Origin of the sequence: Streptomyces nogalater (assembly GCF_039532885.1) — a bacterium.
In the GTDB taxonomy this organism is placed as follows: domain Bacteria; phylum Actinomycetota; class Actinomycetes; order Streptomycetales; family Streptomycetaceae; genus Streptomyces; species Streptomyces nogalater.
Window position 1 is genome coordinate 4,353 of record NZ_BAAASM010000024.1, and the last position, 17,116, is coordinate 21,468.

General features: G+C 71.8%; 13 protein-coding genes and 1 pseudogene. All 14 read right to left on the reverse strand.

What is annotated here, in order from left to right; translation table 11 throughout:
* Positions 1-591, reverse strand: a pseudogene (locus ABD350_RS17660) (Rne/Rng family ribonuclease); the annotation flags it as partial.
* A gap of 260 nt (positions 592-851) precedes the next feature.
* Entirely contained in the window at positions 852-1,625 is a 774-nt protein-coding gene (locus ABD350_RS17665) for a TIGR03936 family radical SAM-associated protein (RefSeq protein WP_344349098.1), read from the reverse strand.
* Between the two features lie 48 nt (positions 1,626-1,673).
* Complete coding sequence (locus tag ABD350_RS17670; protein WP_344349099.1) at positions 1,674-2,786, reverse strand: hypothetical protein; 1,113 nt, start codon at positions 2,784-2,786, stop codon at positions 1,674-1,676.
* 85 nt (positions 2,787-2,871) lie between these two features.
* The gene (locus tag ABD350_RS17675) at positions 2,872-4,200 is read right to left on the reverse strand and encodes a vanadium-dependent haloperoxidase (protein ID WP_344349100.1); all 1,329 of its coding nucleotides are present in this window, start codon (positions 4,198-4,200) and stop codon (positions 2,872-2,874) included.
* Positions 4,201-4,377: 177 nt separating this feature from the next.
* Entirely contained in the window at positions 4,378-6,339 is a 1,962-nt protein-coding gene (locus ABD350_RS17680; protein WP_344349101.1) for a TIGR03960 family B12-binding radical SAM protein, read from the reverse strand.
* A 70-nt stretch (positions 6,340-6,409) separates the two neighbouring features.
* On the reverse strand, positions 6,410-7,909 hold the full coding sequence (locus ABD350_RS17685; RefSeq protein ID WP_344349102.1) for a CYTH and CHAD domain-containing protein: 1,500 nt from the start codon (positions 7,907-7,909) through the stop codon (positions 6,410-6,412).
* 60 nt (positions 7,910-7,969) lie between these two features.
* Positions 7,970-9,166 (reverse strand): rod shape-determining protein RodA, encoded by a 1,197-nt coding sequence (gene rodA / locus ABD350_RS17690; RefSeq protein ID WP_344349103.1) that lies wholly within the window; start codon positions 9,164-9,166, stop codon positions 7,970-7,972.
* Positions 9,163-11,418 carry a penicillin-binding protein 2 gene (gene mrdA / locus ABD350_RS17695; protein WP_344349104.1) on the reverse strand — a complete coding sequence of 752 codons (2,256 nt, stop codon included), beginning with the start codon at positions 11,416-11,418 and terminating at the stop codon, positions 9,163-9,165. The genes rodA and mrdA overlap by 4 nt, the downstream gene beginning before the upstream one ends.
* A gap of 188 nt (positions 11,419-11,606) precedes the next feature.
* Positions 11,607-12,284: a rod shape-determining protein MreD gene (gene mreD / locus ABD350_RS17700; protein WP_344349105.1), complete on the reverse strand. Its 678-nt coding sequence runs from the start codon at positions 12,282-12,284 to the stop codon at positions 11,607-11,609.
* Positions 12,285-12,296: 12 nt separating this feature from the next.
* Positions 12,297-13,265, reverse strand: a complete 969-nt coding sequence (mreC, locus tag ABD350_RS17705) for a rod shape-determining protein MreC (protein ID WP_344349107.1) — start codon at positions 13,263-13,265, stop codon at positions 12,297-12,299.
* 168 nt (positions 13,266-13,433) lie between these two features.
* Positions 13,434-14,453 carry a rod shape-determining protein gene (locus ABD350_RS17710; RefSeq protein WP_030790429.1) on the reverse strand — a complete coding sequence of 340 codons (1,020 nt, stop codon included), beginning with the start codon at positions 14,451-14,453 and terminating at the stop codon, positions 13,434-13,436.
* Between the two features lie 286 nt (positions 14,454-14,739).
* Positions 14,740-15,153, reverse strand: coding sequence for a nucleoside-diphosphate kinase (gene ndk / locus ABD350_RS17715; RefSeq protein ID WP_344349109.1), 414 nt, complete (start codon positions 15,151-15,153; stop codon positions 14,740-14,742).
* A 65-nt stretch (positions 15,154-15,218) separates the two neighbouring features.
* On the reverse strand, positions 15,219-15,581 hold the full coding sequence (locus ABD350_RS17720) for a DUF4233 domain-containing protein (protein WP_344349110.1): 363 nt from the start codon (positions 15,579-15,581) through the stop codon (positions 15,219-15,221).
* Between the two features lie 8 nt (positions 15,582-15,589).
* Positions 15,590-17,104, reverse strand: coding sequence for a bifunctional tetrahydrofolate synthase/dihydrofolate synthase (gene folC / locus ABD350_RS17725; RefSeq protein WP_344349111.1), 1,515 nt, complete (start codon positions 17,102-17,104; stop codon positions 15,590-15,592).
* Positions 17,105-17,116: the final 12 nt, after the last annotated feature.

A 17,116-nucleotide genomic window follows, 5' to 3' on the forward strand; every position in this document is an offset into this window, starting at 1 on the left:
CGGACGCGCGGGCGCGGCCTCGGCGGCCGGCTCCTGCGCCGCTTCCGGCGCGGCTGCGCGGATCTCGGCGGGCTCCTCGGCGGCCGAAGCGGTCTCGCTGGTCCCGGTGGCGGCCGTGGCGGCGGTCGGCGCGGACACGCTGCGCGTGGCCCGGCGCCGGGTACGGCGCGGCGCGGCCTCCTCGCCGACGACGACCGCGCCGGCCTCGGCGACGGCGGGGGCCGTCTCGGCGGCGGCAGCGGCCGGGACGACGGTCTCGGCGGCCTCGGCGGACACCGGTGCACCGGCAGGCGCCGACACACGGCGCGTGGCCCGGCGGCGCGGACGCGCGGGCGCGGCCTCGCCGCTCGCCGCGGTCTGGTCGGTCACCTGCGCTTCTTCGGCACCGATGGTCTCGTCCTCGACCGCCTCGGCGATCTCGTCCGTCTCCGCGGCCGGTATGGCCGGCACGGTCACCTCGGCGGGCGCCTCGGCCGCCGCGGCGGGCGGGCCCGCCGGGCGGGAGGCGGCACGGCGGCGCCTGCGCGGCGGCAGGGTGTCGCTGGGGGTGTTCAGTTCGGAACCCTCTTCGGGTTCGTTCGGTCCGAGCATGCGGGCGTATCTCCCGTCAGGCTCCCGGGCGCCGCACCTGGTCCGGCGCCGGTCTCGGGGACCGCCGCCGTTGACGTCCGCGGCCCGCGCGATGCGCGATGGCCGCCGTCCGGGGCGCGGGCGCCGCACGGGAGCACTCTGTGTCCTGTCTCGCCGGTTCCGTACGCCTTGTCGGTACGGCCTGGCGAAAGTCTTCTGGTCGGTGCGCTGCCCGACCCAGGTGGCTCCCGAGTACGAGGGCGGCGCTACGACGTCCGTCCCTACGCGGGACCTTCCGGCGTGGGCGCCGTCGCGGCGGCCGACTGGGCCGTCAGGGCCCCGGCAGCCTCGCGGTCGGGCGCGAGCGGGTCGGTCACCGTGCCGGTCTCTTCATCGAACAGCCCCTGCGCCAGCCTGGTCACCGCTGCGGGGACCGGCGGCGCCAGGTCGGCCACGGCGCGGAGACCGGACAGGACGTCGTCGGGTCGTACGGCAGGCGTCACGTGCCGAACAACCAGCCGCAGTATCGCACAGGGCCGGTCGCTCGGCCTATCAGCCGGAGCACCGTGCGTTTCCAGGCTCACCACCGCCGGGCGGGCGTCGAAGGTGCGGACGCCGTTCTTCGTCATCCGCTGCACCTCCACGGTGTCGGCCTTGGTGAAGGCCTGCACCGCGTGCTCGGCCTCGGCCGGCTCCACGCCGTCCAGCCGCAGCTCCCAGACGGAGGCCGTCAGCCGGTCGGCGAGGCCGGAGGTCCGTGCCTCGACCGCCTCGATGATGTCGAGCCCGGCGGGCAGCGACTCGTCGAGGAGGGCGCGCAGGGTCTCCGGGTCGCGCGGTGCGGTGAGCGCGATCTCCAGGTACTCCGCCTCACTGCCCGTGCCGGTGGGTGCGGCATTGGCGTACGACACCTTGGGGTGCGGCGTGAACCCGGCCGAGTACGCCATGGGCACCTCGGCGCGACGCAGCGCCCGCTCGAAGGCGCGCTGGAAGTCTCGGTGGCTGGTGAACCTCAGGCGGCCGCGCTTGGTGTAGCGCAGACGAATGCGCTGCACCGCGGGTGCGGGCGGCGGGCCTTCGGGCTGTCGCTTGCCCAGTGTCGTTCAGTCCTTCGTGAGTGCGGTCGTACTCCTACCAAGAGTACGTGTGTCGCGGGCCACGGGTTCCCGCCGGTCCACCGCGGCCGGCTGCCGTGGTGTGCCGAACAGCATCCGCCGCACCTCGGCGCGGGCCTGCCGCACCGTGTCGCGGGCCGTGGTCACCATCTCCCGGGTAACCCGTCCCACCGCGCGTACGCCCGCGGCGGCGGGCCGCAGGACGGCGGCGCGTACCGCGTGCCCGACGGGCGCAAGGACGGTCCGGTACACCCAGCGCACCGGTTCCACGAAGATCCACCGGAAGAGGGTGCCGAGGGCGCGCCCGACGGCCCGGGAGATCCGCCCCGCGATCCGCCAGGCGTGCCCGAGGGCGTCCCGTATCTCGCGGGCGACGAGCGCCAGGAACCGGCCGACGGGTGCGAGCACCCAGCGCCACAGCGCGAGCGCGGGCAGGACGAGCAGTACCCGGGCGGTCCAGTACAGGGCCAGGCCGATCCCGGTGACGAGGAGGCCCAGCAGCCGGGCGAGCCCGCGCGCGCACCAGGCGACAGCCCGGCCGACGGGGGCGAGGACCCAGGTGTAGAGCCATCGCGCGGGGACGACGACCAGGTACCGCACCAGCCAGGCGAGCGCCGTGTACACGCCGAGTCCGAGGGCGGCCAGGATCGCGCCGGCGCCCTTCAGCAGCCAGGCCAGCGCGTGTCCGACGGGGACCAGCACGCGCGCGTACACCCACGCGAGCCCGGCTCCGGCCGCGCGCGCCAGCCAGGCGAGGGCGTGCCCGACGGGGGTGAGGAGGTACCGGTGGCACCACACGGCCGGTACGACGACGAGGATCCGGCCGAGCCAGGCGAGTGCCCTGCCGACGGGGACCAGGAGGTACCGCCACAGGGCCAGGAACGGCCAGACGAACAGGGCCCTGCCGGTCCACAGAAGGGCCCGTCCGAGTGGTTTGAACACCGTGTCCCGCAGAAGCCGTCCGGCGACGACGAGGGCGTCCCACATCATCCGCACCGGCACGACCAGCACCAGGACGACGATCCGCACGGGCAGGCGGACGGCGACGACGAGGCACCCTTCGGGCCGGTGGGGCGGTTCCGGCGGCTTCTGGAGATCCATGTCCGAAAAGACGCGTGGACCGGCCGATCGGATGCGGCCCTGTCATGTTCAGCGCGACACAGTGCCGTGCCGTCGGCTCTGTGCGTCAGCCGGTGGCGCGGTCCCCGGCGACCGGCTGGAAGTAGTGGTCCAGCGCCCAGGCGGCCACGCGGGTGCCGGCCCGGCAGCCGTCCACGTCCGCCGTGCGGGAGTGGACACCGCCCCACACCCGGGCGTCGACGACATCCCGGTTCAGTTCGTCGGCGGTCCGGTAGTGCCGCGTGGTGCCGGTGACCTCGGAGGGCACGTCGAGGTCGATGCGCGAGGTGCCGAGCACGCCGGTCAGGGCGCGTGTCACGGCGGCGGTGACGGTCGTGTGGCCGGCGATGTAGTCCGGGTGCGGCGGGGTGGGCAGCAGCGGTTCCCAGGCCGGGTCGGCCGTCGTCGCGGGGTTGCCGTCGGTGCCGGCCAGCCGGATGGCGGTGATCGGCCGCCAGAAGCCGTAGTGGAGCTTGGCGTCCCACGTGGTGACGACGGCGTCGGTCGCCGACGCGTTCACGGCGGCGAACAGTCGGGCCGTCTCGGCGATGCCGAGCCGGTGCCGGGCGGCGTGGTCCCGTACGGCTGTCTGGACCTGCGCGACCAGGTTGCCGCTGAAGAAGAGGGCGGTCTCGGTCTGCCGCGCGTTCCGGCCCGAGCCGGTCTTCGCGCCCATGACCTTCAGCTCCCGGACATCCCGGGCGTAGGCGGCCGAGGCGAGGGCGGGCGGTCCACCGGGACGGAACTGCCGCGGGGAGGTGAGCAGGAGGGGGCGGAGCCTGCCGAGCCAGGTGTCGATGAAGGGCTGGAAGGCGGGCGGGGTGGGCCGCCAGACGCCCGGTGCCGGGGAAGCGGTGAACGCAACGTCCGCGAACCTGCCGTCCCCTTCCCGGAGTTCGACGACGCGGGCGGCGGCGCGCTTCCCGTAGCGCACGCCCAGGTCTCTGGCCTGGCCGGCCGGCACAGCGGCGAGCGAGTCCGCGTAGGCGGTGTCCAGCCGCTCCTTGAAGGCGGGGAAGTAGGTGAGCAGTACGTCGTGGGCCGCGGTGGCCGCGGCCGCCGCGGAGGAGGCCCTGGCCGGACCGCGCTCGCGCCACTTGTACAGGGCGTAGCCGCCTTCGATCCCCACCACGGCGTTGTACACGGCGACGGAGACGAACCCCTGCCAGATCGCGGCCTGCCCGGAGGGACGCGGGCCGAGGCTCGCCGTGATGGTGCCGGTGGCGACGGCGTTCCACTCCCGGACCACGGCTGCCGGGTCGGCGGCGGTCCGGGTGCCGTCGTCGGGGGCGGTCGTCGCGGCGGTGAGCGTCACCAGCGCGAGGGCCACGACGGCGCAGGCGACGACCCGGACACGTGAACGCGGAGGAACGGGGAGGGAAGGCTCTCGGTACACGGCGTGCTCCCTGGCGTCGGGTGCCCAAGAACTAACAGCGGCCCACCGCGTGAACAAGACAACTCGCCGCGAACACACACGCTACGGGCACACCGGTACGCCACCGGACGCCGCTGAGCCCCCTCGCGACCGGGCGAGGGGGCTCAGCGGCCGTAGGGACGCGGGGAGCGGACGGACTCAGTGCGTGTGACCGCTCGCCGCCGGCGCCGGACCGGCGTTCTTCACCGTCAGCGGCAGCAGCTTCTTGCCCGTGGGGCCGATCTGGATGTGGGTGTCCATCTGGGGGCAGACACCGCAGTCGAAGCACGGCGTCCAGCGGCAGTCCTCGACCTCGGTCTCGTCCAGCGCGTCCTGCCAGTCCTCCCAGAGCCAGTCCTTGTCCAGGCCGGAGTCGAGGTGGTCCCAGGGCAGGACCTCCTCGTAGGTGCGCTCCCGGGTGGTGTACCAGTCGACGTCCACGCCGAAGGGGGCGAGGGCCTTGTCCGCGCACGCCATCCAGCGGTCGTAGGAGAAGTGCTCGCGCCAGCCGTCGAACCGGCCGCCGTCGTCGTACACCGCGCGGATCACCGCGCCGATGCGGCGGTCACCGCGGGAGAGCAGGCCCTCCACGATGCCGGGCTTGCCGTCGTGGTAGCGGAAGCCGATCGAGCGGCCGTACTTCTTGTCGCCGCGGATCTTGTCGCGCAGCTTCGCCAGGCGCGCGTCCGTCTCCTCGGCCGACAGCTGCGGCGCCCACTGGAAGGGGGTGTGGGGCTTGGGCACGAAGCCGCCGATGGAGACCGTGCAGCGGATGTCGTTGGAGCCGGAGACCTCGCGGCCCTTCTGGATCACGCGGGTGGCCATGTCGGCGATCTGGAGGACGTCCTCGTCGGTCTCCGTCGGCAGGCCGCACATGAAGTACAGCTTCACCTGGCGCCAGCCGTTGCCGTACGCCGTCGCGACCGTACGGATCAGGTCCTCTTCCGAGACCATCTTGTTGATGACCTTGCGGATGCGTTCCGAGCCGCCCTCGGGGGCGAAGGTCAGACCGGACCGGCGGCCGTTGCGGGTCAGCTCGTTGGCCAGGTCGATGTTGAAGGCGTCCACGCGGGTGGAGGGCAGGGAGAGGCCGATCTTGTCGTCCTCGTACCGGTCCGCGAGGCCCTTGGCGACGTCGCCGATCTCGCTGTGGTCGGCGGAGGACAGGGACAGCAGGCCCACCTCCTCGAAGCCGGTCGCCTTCAGCCCCTTGTCGACCATCTCGCCGATGCCCGTGATGGACCGTTCGCGCACCGGCCGGGTGATCATGCCTGCCTGGCAGAAGCGGCAGCCGCGGGTGCAGCCGCGGAAGATCTCCACGGACATCCGCTCGTGGACGGTCTCGGCGAGCGGCACCAGGGGCTGCTTGGGGTACGGCCACTCGTCCAGGTCCATGACCGTGTGCTTGGACACCCGCCACGGCACGCCGGAGCGGTTGGGCACCACGCGGGCGATGCGGCCGTCCGGCAGGTACTCCACGTCGTAGAACGCCGGGACGTACACCCCGCCCGTCCTCGCGAGGCGGAAGAGCACCTCCTCGCGGCCGCCGGGGCGGCCCTCGGCCTTCCACTCGCGGATGATCCGGGTCATGTCGAGGACGGCCTGCTCGCCGTCGCCGATCACGGCCGCGTCGATGAAGTCGGCGATCGGCTCCGGGTTGAAGGCCGCGTGACCGCCGGCCAGGACGATCGGGTCGTCCTCGGTGCGGTCCCGGGACTCCAGCGGGATGCCCGCCAGGTCCAGCGCGGTGAGCATGTTCGTGTAGCCCAGCTCCGTGGAGAAGCTGAGGCCGAGCACGTCGAAGGCCTTCACCGGGCGGTGGCCGTCCACCGTGAACTGCGGGACGCCGTGCTCACGCATCAGCGCCTCCAGGTCCGGCCAGACGCTGTAGGTGCGCTCGGCGAGAACGCCCTCCTGCTCGTTGAGGACCTCGTAGAGGATCATGACGCCCTGGTTGGGCAGACCCACCTCGTACGCGTCCGGGTACATGAGCGCCCAGCGGACATCGCACTCGTCCCACGGCTTGACCGTGGAGTTGAGCTCTCCGCCGACGTACTGGATCGGCTTCTGCACGTGCGGGAGCAGAGCTTCGAGCTGCGGGAAAACCGACTCGACAGGCATCTCGCGAACCTTCATGAGCTGACAGGGGTGACCATCAAGCGTAACCCGCCCGGCGGGCCGCCCCGCACGCTCAGCCGGACAGCCTGCCGCCGATCCTCCTCCACCGCTCGGCCAGCTCCGCCTCCAGCCGGGCCGCGCGGGCCTCCTCCCGGCCGAACAGCAGCCCGTAGGTGAACGCGCTCTCCCCGGCCGCGTGGGCCACCGCGGCCAGCTCGCGCAGGGTACGGCGGGCCATGACGCCGTCCTGGTGGTCACCGAGCAGGGTGGTCAGGCTCTTCATGGCCTTGGTGAGGGCGCGGGCGGGAGCGCCCAGGGCCTCGGTGGCGGCCTCGGCCGCGTACCGGGTGCGCTTGGCCTTCTTGCGGGCCTCGTGCAGGGCGCCGTCGCGCTCCTGTCCCGGCGGCAGGGCGAGCGCGTGCTCCATCAGGGCCGTCAGCTTGCGCTCGTCCTTGCGTACGGCCTTGGTGAGCGCCTTCTTCGGTGCGCGCCCGGCCGCCGCGCGCAGCGGGGGCTCGGCGAGCAGGGCGTCCAGGGCGTCGAGCAGGGCCAGATAACGGCGGGAGTCCAGGACGCCGGTCAGATGGGCGCGGGCGCCGCGGCGGGCCTCGGCCCAGGCAGTGAGCCGCTGCGGGACGGGGCCGGTGACCAGGGCGGGCGGAAGCGCGTCGAGGGCGCTGGTGAGCCGGTCGGCCAGCACTTCCTGGTCGCGGTCGACGCCCAGCTCGCCCGCGAGCCACTTCAGCTCGGCGCCGACGGGGCCGGTGACGGCGCGGTCGAGGACGCCCGTGAAGGTGCGCAGGGTGCTGCGGGCGCGGCGGGTGGCGACCCGCATCCGGTGCACCGAGTCGGGGATGCCGCGGCGCACGGCGGGGTCGAGCGCGACCAGCGCGTCCCGCTGGGCGCGCAGATAGGCGAGGACGTGGTCCCCGGCGGTCACGGGCGCGGCGGGCCCGGCCGGCTTCCCGGGGCGGTCCGGCGCGGTCTCGGCCAGGGCGCGGGCCAGTTTGGACGGGGAGGCGGAGGGCCGCAGCCCCGCCGCGCGCAGCCGCTCGTCCAGCCGGTCGAGGAGGGCCGGGTCGCCGCCGTCGGCCAGTTCCACCTCGATCTCGGTCCACCGGACGGTCCCGCCCCGGCCGGTCGGCCGCTCGGCGGTCACGGTGTCGAGACTCGCCTCGGCCAGCAGGGTGCCGCTCGCGTCGACCAGGTGCCGCACGTCCCGGGCCGAGCGCAGCCGGACCAGCGGCACCAGCTCCCGGTCCCGGACCCGGGAGCGGACCAGGGCGGCGATCTCCTCGGGCACGGTGTCGCCGAGCGGAGCCCGGATCTCGTCGCGGACCCCGGGGGCGACGGGGAACTTCAGATGCCAGCCGGCGTCCGAGCCCCCGGTGCGCCGGCGCAGGGTGAGCGAGGCCGTGGACAGGCGTTCGTCGGCGGTGTCGTAGTAGGTGGCGTCCAGCTCGACCACGCCCCGGTCGAGGACGGCGGCCACCGGGCCCACACCGGTCAGGTCGGGCAGCCCGCCCCCGTCGGCTTCGTACTTGCGCTCGATCTCGCGTTTCGTGTCCGCCATGCACCGAATCTAGTGGTGGCGGCGCCGTCACGGCAGGGGGCGCCGCCACCACCGGGAGCGCTACGCCGACATCGGCCGCTGCACCTTGATCGACTGGAGCAGCCCGATGGCCACCCACACGGCGAACATCGACGAGCCGCCGTACGACACGAACGGCAGGGGCAGACCGGTGACCGGCATGATGCCGAGGGTCATGCCGATGTTCTCGAAGGACTGGAAGGCGAACCAGGCGACGATCCCGGCGGCCACGATCGTCCCGTACAGCTCGGTCGAGTCGCGTGCTATCCGGCAGGCGCGCCACAGCAGCAGACCGAGCAGGAAGATGATGAAACCGGCGCCGACGAAGCCCAGCTCCTCCCCCGCGACCGTGAACACGAAGTCCGTCTGCTGCTCGGGCACGAACTGGCCGGTGGTCTGCGAGCCGTGGAAGAGCCCGGCACCGGTCAGCCCGCCGGAACCGATGGCGATGCGGGCCTGGTTGGTATTGTAGCCGACGCCCGCGGGGTCCAGGTCGGGGTTGGCGAAGGCCGCGAACCGGTTGATCTGGTACTCGTCCAGAATGTGCAGCTGCCAGATCGCCACACAGCCGATCACGCCCGCGGCGAGCAGGCCGAACACCCAGCGGTTGGAGGAACCGGAGGCGAGCAGCACGCCGAGGATGATCGCCACCATGGCCAGCACCGACCCGAGGTCGGGCATGAGCAGCAGGATCATGATGGGTACGGCGGCCAGGCACAGCGCCTGGAACACCGTCCGGTGGTCGGGGTACGGCTTGTCGCCCGCGTCCACCCGGGCCGCCAGCAGCATGGCCATGCCCAGGATGATCGAGACCTTGAGGAACTCGGCCGGCTGGAGCGAGAAACCGCCGATGACGAGCCAGTTGCGCTGGCCGTTGATCGTCGCCCCGAGGGGGGTGAGGACGACCAGAGCGAGGAGCACCGACAGGCCGTAGAGGATCGGCACGGCGTTGCGCAGGGCGCGGTGGCCGAGCCAGACCGTGGCGATCATCAGGGCGATCCCGATGCCGAGGTTCATCAGGTGCCGCAGCAGGAAGAAGTACGGGTCGCCCTGGTTCAGCTCGGTGCGGTTGCGGGTCGCCGAGTACACCAGCAGCGAGCCCAGCAGGGACAGCGCGGTGGCCGCGAACAGGATCGGCCAGTCCAGCCGGCGGGTGAGCGAGTCGCGGGCGAAGAGCCTGGTCCAGCCGGGCCGCTCGGGGCCGTACCGGGAGACGGAGAAGCTGTTCGTGCCGGTCATGAGGGCATCCTCCGGCTTCCCCGGGCCCGGTGTCCGCGGCGTCTGCGGGTGTCGCGGTTGCCGGTCGTGGGCGACGGCGTGGTGCCCGCAAGCTGCTGGTCGTCGCCGTTGGTCGGGTTGTCCTTCTGGGCGTTCTCGGTGTCCTTCGCCGGGTCGCCGGTGATCTTCGGGGCGGCGATGGTGCCGTCCGTGCGGACCTTGGGCAGGCCCTTCTGCGGCTCGGGCAGCAGCGCCCTCTTGCTGTCGACGGAGCCGTCGCCCTGGACGCCGTAGAGCGCGCTGTAGATGTTGCGCACGGCCTCACCGGAGGCGCCGGAACCCGTACCGGCCTGGGCGATCGTCATGATCACCGTGTAGTCCTCGGAGTAGGTGGCCAGCCAGGACGTGGTCTGCTTGCCGTAGACCTCCGCCGTACCGGTCTTGCCGTGCAGCGGGATCTCGTCGTGGGGCCAGCCGCCGAACTTCCAGGCCGCCGTACCGCGGGTGATGACGCCCGCGAAGGCGTCGTCCATGCCCTTGAGGGTGGCCTGGCTGACCGGGAGCCTCCCGCGCTTCTTCGGCTTGATCTCCCGCACGGTCTTGCCGTCGGGACTGATGATCGCCTTGCCGATGGTCGGCTGGTACATCGTGCCGCCGTTGGCGACGGCGCCGTAGATCACGGCCTCCTGGATCGGCGTGACGAGCGTGTCGCCCTGGCCGATGGAGTAGTTGATCGAGTCGCCCTCGCGCATCTTGTTGCCTTCGAGGCAGTTCTCGTAGGCGATCTTCTCGACGTAGGAGCCGTCCTTCTTGCCGGTCTTGCACCAGGCGTCCTTGTTGGCCTCCCAGTACGCCTGCTTCCAGCGGCGGTCGGGGACGCGGCCGGTGACCTCGTTGGGCAGGTCGATGCCGGTCTCCTTGCCGAGGCCGAACTGGTGGGCGGCCTTGTAGAAGTAGTCCTTCGGGCGGCCCTTGGGGTTGCTGCCGCCGTCCTTCTTCCACTCCTTGTCGGCCAGGTAGTAGAAGACGGTGTCGCAGGAGACCTCCAGGGCGCGGCCCAGGGAGATGGGGCCGAAGCTCTCGCCCTCGAAGTTCTTGAAGACCTGGTTGCCCACCGAGTAGGAACTGGTGCACGGGTAGCGCCCGTCGAAGGGGTAGCCGGCCTCGACGGCGGCGGCCGTGGAGATCACCTTGAACGTCGAGCCGGGCGCGGCCTGACCCTGTATGGCCCGGTTCAGCAGGGGGTATTCGGAGTCCTTCCCCGTGAGGGCCTTGTAGTCCTTGGCGGAGATGCCGCCGACCCACACGTTCGGGTCGTAGGTCGGCGCGGAGGCCATCGCGACGATCCGGCCGGTCTTGGCCTCCATCACGACCACGGCACCGGAGTCGGCCTTGTAGTTGGTACCGGTGATCTTGTCGTACTGCTGGCGGGCGACCTTCATCGCCTTGTCCAGCTCGTACTCCGCGACGCGCTGGACGCGGGAGTCGATGCTGGTGACCAGGTTCGCACCGGGCTCCGCGGCCTCCGACTCGGCCTTGCCGATGACCCGGCCGAGGTTGTCGACCTCGTAGCGGGTGACGCCGGCCTTGCCGCGCAGCACCTTGTCGTACGTCCGCTCCAGGCCGGAGCGGCCGACCATGTCGGAGCGCAGATACGGCGAGTCGGTGTCCTTGGCCTTCTGGATCTCCTCGTCGGTGACGGGCGAGAGATAGCCGAGCACCTGCGCGGTGTTGGACTTGCCGGGGCCCGGGTAGCGGCGCACGGCCTCGGGCTCGGCGGTGATGCCGGGGAAGTCCTCGGAGCGCTCGCGGATCTGCAGGGCCTGCTTGGGGGTGGCCTCGTCGGTGATCGGGATCGGCTGGTACGGCGAGCCGTTCCAGCAGGGCCGGGGGGTCTCGGCGTCGCACAGCCGGACCTTCTGCGTGACCTCCGTGGGGCTCATGCCGAGGACGCCGGCCAGCTTGGTGAGGACGGCCTTGCCGCCGTCCTTCTGCTTGGTCAGCTCGGTGCGCGAGGCGGAGACCACCAGCCGCGTCTCGTTGTCCGCGAGGGGCACACCGCGGGCGTCCAGGATGTCCCCGCGCACGGCGGGCTGCACCACCCGTTGGACGTGGTTGCCGGACGCCTCCTTCTGGTACTCCGCGCCCTCGCGGATCTGGAGGTACCACAGCCGGCCGCCCAGCGTGCCGAGGAGGGAGAGGACGAGGATCTGGATCACGACGAGCCGGATCTGGACCCGCGGGGTCCGACCGGTCTCGGGAATGTTGGTCACTGCGGCTGTCTCCCCCTCTCAGTGCGCGGACGTCCGCGCGCGGACGTCGGTGCGTGCCATGGGCGTACGAGGCGCCCGGGTGCGAACCCGCTGTGCCCGTACGCAGGACGAACGACCGGCCCCTGAACTCACGTTCCAGGAAAGCCGACCCGTTCGAGTGAACCTGCCGGGTGCCAACCCGTCGCCGCTCACAGCCGCTTGACCCCCTTGATGCGGCCGACCCGGGCGGAACGGGTGCGGGCCTTCGCCTTCAGGGCGCCGAGGCCTCCGCGCCGGTCGCCGACGCGCAGGCCGGTGCCGGAGGACAGCCAGCCGGAGGAGATGTCACCGGCGTTGGCGGCGGGGCCGGTCTCGGTGAGCGGGTCGTTGTCGGCGCGGCGGGCCAGCCACATCAGCCCGGGCACCACGAACGGGGCCAGCAGCAGGTCGTACAGGGCCGCCGAGAACAGCAGCCCGGGCAGGCCGACATGGCGGGCGGCGGTGTCACCGACCAGGGCGCCGACCCCGGCGTAGAGCAGGGTGGAGCCGACGGCGGCGGCGACCACGACGGCCATCGGCCCGGTCGCCGACTTCAGCCGGCCGTTCTCCGGCCGGATCAGTCCGGCGAAGTAGCCGGTGACGCACAGCACGAGCGCGTAGCGGCCGGCCGCGTGGTCGGCGGGCGGGGCCAGGTCGGCGAGCAGGCCGGCGCCGAACCCGACGAGGGCGCCGCCCACATGGCCGTACACCATCGCCAGGCCGAGGACGGTGAGCAGCAGCAGGTCGGGCACCGCGCCCGGCAGGTGCAGCCGGGCCAGGACGCTGACCTGGATCACCAGGGCCACCACGACCAGCGCGCTGGAGAGCAGGATCCGGTTCACACGCATGGGATTCGGCTCCTACTGCTGCTCGTCGCTGGCGGTGTCGGTGTCGGTGCTGCCGTCGGTGTCCGGGACGGGGGCGCCGGCCGACGGGGTGACCGTGACGGTCACCGTCGGCACCGGCTTCGGCTTGGCCGGGAGCACGGTGTCCCGCGGGTCCTTCTTGGGGCCCTGCACGACCACGCCGACGATGTCGAGCTTGGTGAACCCGACGTACGGCGTGACGTACAGGGTGCGGGTGAGACCGCCGCCGGAGGGGTCGACGCGGGAGACCACGCCGACCGGGACGCCGGGCACGAACGGCCTGTCGGCCTCGGAGCCGAAGGTGACGAGCCGGTCGCCCTTCTTCACCTCCGCCTTGCCGTTGAGCAGTTCCACGCGCAGCGGGCGGTCCCCCTGGCCGGAGGCGAAGCCGAGTTCGTCATTGCCCTCTATGCGGGTGCCGACGGTGAAGTCCGGGTCGTTGGCGAGCAGCACGGTGGAGGTGCCGGGGCCGACGGTGGTGACCCGGCCGACGAGGCCGTCCCCGTTGAGGACGGTCATGTCCCGCTTGATGCCGTCGTCGGCGCCCGCGTCGATGGTGATGGTCCAGGAGAAGCCCTGCGCCGACCCTATGGCGATGACCTGGGCGCCCTTGATGGCGTACTGCCCCTCACCGGCGATCTTCATCAGCTTGTCGAACTGCCGGAGACGGCTGCGGTTGCGGTCGTCGCTGCCGAGCCTGGCCTTGAGGGCCGCGTTCTCCTTCTCCAGCACGGCGAGCCGGTCGTGCCGGCTGCCCGAGTCGCGGACCGCGGAGACGGCGTCGCCGACCGGGTCGACCACCCCCGACAACCCGTCCTCGACCGGGCCGAACACCGCCGCGGCGGCGTGCCGGGCACCGTCGACCGGGGAGTTCCGTCCTCCGCGGATGTCCACCGTGATCAGCGCGAACGCGATGGCGACCAGCAGGACCAGGAGCAACCGGCTCTCTTTCGTGTCCCTCACGTGCGGCGGCCGTGCCCTTCCTCAAGTAGGAATTCGGCGGGCCCTCCGGAAAAACGCCGAAGGTGCGGCGCAAACCGAACAGGCCCAATAGGGGGAGCGTATGCCTCTATATCAACGATCCGCCGCACGAGAGGAGAACGTCTCGTACGGCGGAATGGAGGAGTGACGTCATCGGCGCGGCTGAGCGTCCAGAACCTGCTGGAGCGCCTCGAACTCCTCGACGCACTTCCCGGAGCCGAGCGCGACGCTGTCCAGCGGGTCCTCGGCGATGTGGATCGGCATGCCGGTCTCCCGCCGCAGCCGCTCGTCCAGTCCGCGCAGCAGCGCTCCGCCGCCGGTCAGAACGATTCCCCGGTCCATGATGTCGCCGGACAGCTCCGGCGGGCACTTGTCGAGGGTGGTCTTCACCGCGTCCACGATCGCGTTGACCGGCTCCTCGATCGCCTTGCGGACCTCGGCCGCCGAGATGACGACCGTCTTCGGCAGCCCGGACACCAGGTCCCGGCCGCGGACTTCGGTGTGCTCGTCGGTGTCCAGGTCGTACGCCGAACCGATCGTGATCTTGATCTGCTCGGCGGTGCGCTCGCCCAGCAGCAGGCTGTACTCCTTCTTGATGTACTGGATGATCGCGTTGTCCAGCTCGTCCCCGGCGACGCGGATGGACTGGGCGGTGACGATGCCGCCGAGCGAGATGACCGCGACCTCCGTGGTGCCGCCGCCGATGTCCACCACCATGTTGCCCGTGGCCTCGTGCACCGGCAGACCGGAGCCGATGGCGGCGGCCATGGGCTCCTCGATGATGTGCACCTGGCGGGCGCCGGCCTGCGAGGACGCCTCGATGACCGCACGGCGCTCGACTCCCGTGATGCCCGAGGGAACGCAGACCACGACCCGCGGCCGGGCCAGATACCGCCGCTTGTGGATCTTCAGGATGAAGTAGCGGAGCATCCGTTCGGTGATCTCGAAGTCGGCGATCACGCCGTCCTTCAGCGGACGCACGGCCACGATGTTGCCCGGCGTCCGGCCGATCATCTTCTTGGCTTCGGAACCGACCGCCAGGATCCCGCCCGTGTTGGTGTTGATCGCCACGACGGACGGCTCGTTCAGTACGATCCCGCGACCCCTGACGTACACCAGCGTGTTGGCGGTCCCGAGGTCGACAGCCATGTCACGGCCGATGAACGACATTGAGTTCCCCATCCGGATTCATCTGGCCTCCCTGTGCGTTTGAAGGCAAGTCAGGTCGGCGAGGCGGGTGCTGTGACGTGAAGGCTTCCATCGTAAACGCGCCTCCACGAACACTGCGCGAGGGTCTCCGCCATTGTCACCAGATGGCGTGCCGCCTCGCTTGTGGAGACGGGCGTTCGGGGGCGCGCGTTCCCTCAAATGCGCGGCGCGTGCGGCGGACCGTGGACGCGGGGTGCGAGAAAGGTCCGGGACCGCGCCCGGACCTTCCGCGCTGCCGCCGCCGTCCTTACGCGCGAGAGGGGAAGAAGATCTTCAGCTCGCGCTCGGCGGACTCCTCCGAGTCCGAGGCGTGGATCAGGTTCTCGCGCACGATCACGCCGAAGTCACCGCGGATCGAGCCGGGCGCGGCGGCGATCGGGTCGGTCGGGCCGGCCAGCTGACGCACGCCCTCGATCACCCGCTCGCCCTCCACGATCAGCGCGACGACCGGCCCGGAGGACATGAACTCCACCAGCGGCTCGTAGAACGGCTTGCCCACGTGCTCGGCGTAGTGCTGCTCCAGCGTGGCGCGGTCCAGGGTGCGCAGCTCCAGCGCGGTGATCTGCCAGCCGGCCTTGCGCTCGATACGGCCGATGATCTCACCGGTCAGCCCACGGCGGACGGCGTCGGGCTTGAGGAGGACAAGGGTGCGCTGGCTCACGAGGGGCTCCTTACACGACTTACGGGTGCGGTGGCACGAGGTTACAGGGCGTGCCGGGACGTCCGTCACACAGCGTCAGCCGGGGAGGAGGACGACTGCGACCGCGCCGCGAAGCGGGCCTTCGCCTCGTCCACCTTTCTCCCGAAATGCACCGACGCCCACCACAGCGCCGCGAAGACCGCGCCCATGAAGAACATGGTCGGCACGAAGACACCCGAGGCGATCAGGGCGATCTGCAGGGCCCAGCCGAGGGCCACCCCGCCCGGGCGGGTCACCATGCCGCACAGCAGCACGCACAGCAGCATGGCGATCCCGCTGACCAGCCACACCGTCGACGTGGCCAGGTCGGGATCCTTCATGGCGACCAGCCCGGCGAAGCCGATGATGAAGAACTCGCCGATCAGGGTCGACGCACAGAGCGTACGCATCTTCTCTCTCAGCCCTTCCCCAGCAGCAGCCGGGCCTCGCCGACCGTGATCACGGAACCGGTGACCAGCACACCGCCGCCCGCGAACTCGCCCTCCTCCTCGGCCAGCGTGATCGCGGCCTCCAGGGCGTCCGGCAGCCGCGGCTCGACCTGCACCCGCTCGTCGCCGAACACCTCGACGGCGATCGCGGCCAGTTCGTCCGCGTCCATGGCACGCTGGCTGGAGTTCTGGGTGACGACGACCTCGGCGAAGATCGGCTCGAAGGCCTCCAGCAGCCCCCGCACGTTCTTGTCGCCGCTCGCGCCCACGACCCCGATCAGCCGGCTGAAGTCGAACGCCTCCCGCACCGCCTCCGCGGTGGCCTCGGCGCCCGCCGGGTTGTGCGCCGCGTCCAGCACCACCGTCGGGGAGCGCCGGACGACCTCCAGACGGCCCGGGGAGGAGACGGCCGCGAACGCCTTGCGGACGGTGTCGACGTCCAGCCGCTCCGCGCGCTGCGCGCCGACGCCGAAGAACGCCTCCACCGCGGCGAGCGCGACGGCCGCGTTGTGCGCCTGGTGGGCGCCGTGCAGCGGGAGGTACACCTCCGGGTACTCGCCGCCGAGGCCGCGCAGGGTCAGCAGCTGCCCGCCGACGGCGACCTGCCGGGCGACGACGCCGAACTCCAGCCCCTCGCGGGCGACCGTGGCGTCCACCTCGACGGCCTTCTTCAGCAGCACCTGCGCCGCGTCCACCGGCTGCTGGGCCAGGATGACGGTCGCGTCCTGCTTGATGATGCCGCTCTTCTCGCCGGCGATCTCCGCGGTGGTTTCGCCGAGCCGGTCGGTGTGGTCGAGACCGATGGGGGTCACCACGGCGACGTCACCGTCGATCACGTTGGTGGCGTCCCAGGAGCCGCCCATGCCGACCTCGACGACGGCGACGTCCACAGGCGCGTCGGCGAAGGCGGCGTACGCCATGCCGGTGAGGACCTCGAAGAAGGAGAGCCGGTACTCCTGCTGTCCGTCCACCATCTCGACGTACGGCTTGATGTCCTGGTACGTCTCCACGAACCGCTCGGCGGAGATCGGGGCGCCGTCCAGGCTGATCCGCTCCGTGATCGACTGCACGTGCGGGCTGGTGTACCGCCCGGTGCGCAGCTCGAAGGCGCCGAGCAGGGCCTCGATCATGCGGGCGGTGGAGGTCTTGCCGTTCGTGCCCGTGATGTGGATCGAGGGGTACGAGCGCTGGGGCTCGCCGAGGACGTCCATCAGCGCGGAGATCCTGCTGACCGAGGGCTCCAGCTTGGTCTCGCCCCAGCGGGTGGCCAGCTCGGCCTCGACCTCGCGCAGCGCCTTGTCGACCTCGGGGTCCTCCGGGCGCGCGGGTACGTCGGCCTGCGGCGGGCCGCCCTGGGTGCGCAGGGTGCGGCTGCCGGCCTCGATCACCGCGAGGTCGGGGTCGCGGGTGGTCTCGGCTTCGATGATCTCGTCGAAGCTGTCGAGGGGGTCGGGGGTGTCGCTGGTGCCGGGGTGGTCGCTCACGGGGCCCAGTCT

Excerpts from the sequence above, each read along its gene's own strand:
- ABD350_RS17720 (WP_344349110.1), bottom strand. The coding sequence starts at position 15,581 with ATGCGTACGCTCTGTGCGTCGACCCTGATCGGCGAGTTCTTCATCATC.
- mreD (WP_344349105.1), bottom strand. The coding sequence starts at position 12,284 with ATGCGTGTGAACCGGATCCTGCTCTCCAGCGCGCTGGTCGTGGTGGCC.
- ABD350_RS17670 (WP_344349099.1), bottom strand. The coding sequence starts at position 2,786 with ATGGATCTCCAGAAGCCGCCGGAACCGCCCCACCGGCCCGAAGGGTGC.
- ABD350_RS17685 (WP_344349102.1), bottom strand. The coding sequence starts at position 7,909 with ATGGCGGACACGAAACGCGAGATCGAGCGCAAGTACGAAGCCGACGGG.
- ABD350_RS17680 (WP_344349101.1), bottom strand. The coding sequence starts at position 6,339 with ATGCCTGTCGAGTCGGTTTTCCCGCAGCTCGAAGCTCTGCTCCCGCAC.
- ABD350_RS17710 (WP_030790429.1), bottom strand. The coding sequence starts at position 14,453 with ATGTCGTTCATCGGCCGTGACATGGCTGTCGACCTCGGGACCGCCAAC.
- rodA (WP_344349103.1), bottom strand. The coding sequence starts at position 9,166 with ATGACCGGCACGAACAGCTTCTCCGTCTCCCGGTACGGCCCCGAGCGG.